The following is a 3,500-nucleotide window of genomic DNA, read 5'->3' as shown; positions in this document are numbered from 1 at the left end:
AAGCAGAGCGGTAGTGCGGTCTGGGCCCAGGATGAAGCCAGCTGTGTGATCTATGGCATGCCCATGGCCATCGTCAAAGCCAATCTGGCGGATGCGGTGTACAGCCTGGACGACATCGGCCGGCATCTGGTCGAGGCCTGTCTCTGATGGATGTGCTCAGCCTTATCGGGATCATCATGGCGTTTGTCGCCATCATTGGCGGCAACTACCTGGAAGGTGGCCACCTGTCGGCTCTGGCCAACGGCCCGGCGGCACTGATCGTGCTCGGCGGGACCATTGGCGCGGCCTTGCTGCAGTCGCCGTTGAGTGCCTTCAAGCGGGCCATGCAGATTCTGGTGTGGATTCTGTTTCCACCTCGGGTGGATCTGCCCGGGGGTATCGATCGGGTGGTCAACTGGAGCCTGACCGCGCGCAAGGAGGGGCTGCTGGGCCTGGAAGGCGTGGCGGATGCCGAGCCGGACACCTATTCGCGCAAAGGCTTGCAGCTGTTGGTCGACGGTGCTGAGCCGGAAGCCATCCGCAGCATCCTTGAAGTGGACTTCTACACCCAGGAGAGCCGCGATATCGAGGCTGCCAAGGTCTTCGAAAGCATGGGCGGCTATGCGCCGACCATCGGCATCATCGGTGCGGTGATGGGGCTGATTCACGTGATGGGCAACCTGGCAGACCCGTCGCAGTTGGGCAGTGGTATCGCCGTGGCCTTCGTCGCCACTATCTATGGTGTGGCCAGCGCCAACCTGGTGCTGTTGCCGATCGCGGCCAAGCTCAAGGCCATTGCCATGCGCCAGTCCCGTTACCGGGAAATGTTGCTCGAAGGCATTCTGTCGATTGCCGAAGGCGAAAACCCCCGCTCCATCGAGTTGAAGCTGCAAGGCTTCATGGACTGATTATGGCTCGTCGTCGCCAGCATGAAGAACACGTCAACCACGAACGCTGGTTGGTTTCCTACGCCGACTTCATCACCTTGCTGTTCGCGTTTTTCGTGGTCATGTACTCCATCTCCTCGATCAACGAGGGCAAGTACAAGGTGATTTCCGAAGCCCTGGTCGGGGTCTTCACCGACTCCGATCGCAGTCTCAAGCCGATTCCCATCGGTGACGAGCGGCCCAAGACCGTGACCCCGGCCAAGCCGCTGGTCAAGGACAGCGAGCAGACCGACGCCGGCATCTCCGGTGGCAGCGATCCACTGAAAAGCATCGCCGATGACATCAGCGCCGCCTTTGGCGACCTGATCAGCTCCAACCAGATGACCGTGCGTGGCAACGAGTTGTGGGTGGAGATCGAACTCAACTCCAGTCTGTTGTTCGGCAGCGGCGATGCCATGCCCAGCGACCAGGCATTCACCATCATCGACAAGGTGGCGAAGATCCTCAAACCCTTCGACAACCCGATTCATGTCGAAGGCTTCACCGACAACCAGCCGATTCAGACCGCGCAGTACCCGACCAACTGGGAGTTGTCCTCGGCCCGGTCGGCGAGCATCGTGCGGATGCTGGCGATGCAGGGGGTGAACCCTGCGCGCATGGCTTCTGTGGGGTATGGCGAGTTCCAGCCGGTGGGCAACAACGCCACTGCCGAAGGTCGGGCGCGTAATCGCCGAGTGGTCCTGGTGGTGTCGCGCAATCTCGATGTGCGCCGCAGCCTGACCGGCACCGGAACCGCCAATGCGACACCGGATGCGGCACTCAAGCGTGCTGGCACACAAACTGCACCAACCCCAGTGAAAACGCCGGTACAGGGAAGCGCCGTCAATTCTCCGTCACCCGCTTTATAACTAAGCGCTATGTCTCGCCCCGCTGTGGCCGGGCGGGAGGAACAAACCGAATGAGAGTCTGGGCAGTTGCCAATCAAAAGGGTGGTGTCGGTAAAACCACCAGTTCCATCGCTTTAGCCGGTTTGCTGGCCGAGGCGGGCAAGCGCGTGGTCGTGGTCGATCTCGACCCCCACGGTTCCATGACCAGCTACTTCGGCTATGACCCGGACAGCCTGGAGCACAGCAGCTACGACCTGTTCCTGCACAAGGGCAATGTGCCCCAGGACCTGCCGGGCCAGTTGTTGCTGGGCACCAGCCATGAGCGCATTTCGCTGTTGCCGTCGAGCACTGCCCTGGCCACCCTCGAGCGCCAGTCGCCGGGGCAGAGTGGCTTGGGCCTGGTGATCGCCAAGAGCCTGGCGCAGCTGTGGCAGGATTTCGATTACGCGGTGATCGACAGCCCGCCGTTGCTCGGCGTGTTGATGGTCAACGCCCTGGCGGCCAGCCAGCAGTTGGTGATTCCGGTGCAGACCGAGCATTTGGCGGTCAAGGGCCTGGAGCGCATGGTCAACACCCTGGCGATGGTCAATCGCTCGCGCAAGCAGCCGCTGCCGTTCACCATTGTGCCGACCCTGTTCGATCGCCGGACCCAGGCTTCCCTGGGCACTCTGCGGATCCTGCGGGACAAGTTCCCCGAAGAGATCTGGCAGGGCTATATCCCGGTGGATACCCGCTTGCGGGATGCCAGCCGGGCAGGGGTCACTCCTTCTCAGTTCGATGGCAAGAGCCGCGGTGTACTGGCCTACAAGGCCTTGCTCAAGCATCTGCTGGCCCAACAACTCGTGGCGCAGGTGGCTTGACGTGAAGCGTTATTCAAGTCACTCGACAGCCCGGCCGATAACCCCTACAGATCACTGTATCGGGGTTTTTGCGTGGGCATCCTCATGAACCGTCCTCTGGATACCAAGAGCCGGCCCCAGCTGGCGCTGCAGTCGTACCTGGACGCTTTGCTGCAGGATGCTACCGAAGAGGAACAGGTACCGGAGCCGCCGGTCCAGGTTGCTCCGCCGGTCCCGCCAGTAACGCTTGCGGCCTCCAGTGAAGTACTGGATGAGTTCCAGGCTGCGGTACTGGAAGAGCAGGCGCGGGACGCACAGGTCCAGCACCAGGCGGCACCCGCTGCCCGGGAAGCTGCACCTGCACCGCTGACACCTGCAGTAATGGAAGCACCGGAACCCTTGCCGAGTTCGATCTCGCCAGTGGTGCCGATGCTCCAGGCCCTGGTGCCGCCGTTGGTGGAAGTTCACCTGCCGCCGAGCAATACACCGCCTCCGGTCACCGGTAGCGACCGTCCCAGCTGGGCGGCCGAGCCTTTCGAATGCCTGTTGTTCGATGTTGCCGGCCTGACCCTGGCGGTGCCGCTGGTATGCCTGGGGTCGATCTACTCCCTGGCGGGGCAGGAACTGACACCGCTGTTCGGCCAGCCGGAATGGTTCCTCGGCATCCTGCCGAGCCAGGCCGGTAATCTGAAAGTCCTGGATACCGCTCGCTGGGTCATGCCGGATCGCTACCGCGATGATTTCCGCCAGGGCCTGCAGTATGTGATCTCGGTCCAGGGCTACGAGTGGGGGCTGGCAGTGCATCAGGTCAGTCGCTCCCTGCGCCTGGACCCCAACGAAATCAAGTGGCGCAGTCATCGTGGCCAGCGTCCGTGGCTGGCCGGCACGGTGATTGAACATATGTGCGC

5 protein-coding genes are annotated in these 3,500 nt (G+C 62.3%); all 5 read left to right on the top strand.

Annotation, left to right across the window (positions count from 1 at the left end; translation table 11 throughout):
• On the top strand, positions 1–147 hold a 147-nt coding region (locus BLX41_RS34360), incomplete at its 5' end, for a chemotaxis protein CheB (RefSeq protein WP_311197410.1).
• Positions 147–887 (top strand): flagellar motor protein, encoded by a 741-nt coding sequence (locus BLX41_RS04125; protein ID WP_123723882.1) that lies wholly within the window; start codon positions 147–149, stop codon positions 885–887. The genes BLX41_RS34360 and BLX41_RS04125, both read left to right, overlap by 1 nt.
• A gap of 2 nt (positions 888–889) precedes the next feature.
• On the top strand, positions 890–1,774 hold the full coding sequence (motD, locus tag BLX41_RS04120; RefSeq protein ID WP_123723881.1) for a flagellar motor protein MotD: 885 nt from the start codon (positions 890–892) through the stop codon (positions 1,772–1,774).
• Between the two features lie 50 nt (positions 1,775–1,824).
• Positions 1,825–2,613, top strand: coding sequence for a ParA family protein (locus BLX41_RS04115; protein WP_123723880.1), 789 nt, complete (start codon positions 1,825–1,827; stop codon positions 2,611–2,613).
• 84 nt (positions 2,614–2,697) lie between these two features.
• Positions 2,698–3,500 (top strand): chemotaxis protein CheW (locus tag BLX41_RS33485; protein ID WP_185073367.1); only part of this gene is annotated, 803 nt, incomplete at its 3' end.

It is taken from the genome of Pseudomonas protegens, from assembly GCF_003732485.1.
Lineage (GTDB): Bacteria > Pseudomonadota > Gammaproteobacteria > Pseudomonadales > Pseudomonadaceae > Aquipseudomonas > Aquipseudomonas protegens_B.
This window is presented reverse-complemented; position numbering and strand designations above follow the sequence as displayed.

Excerpts from the sequence above, each read along its gene's own strand:
- BLX41_RS04125 (WP_123723882.1), top strand. The coding sequence starts at position 147 with ATGGATGTGCTCAGCCTTATCGGGATCATCATGGCGTTTGTCGCCATC.
- motD (WP_123723881.1), top strand. The coding sequence starts at position 890 with ATGGCTCGTCGTCGCCAGCATGAAGAACACGTCAACCACGAACGCTGG.
- BLX41_RS04115 (WP_123723880.1), top strand. The coding sequence starts at position 1,825 with ATGAGAGTCTGGGCAGTTGCCAATCAAAAGGGTGGTGTCGGTAAAACC.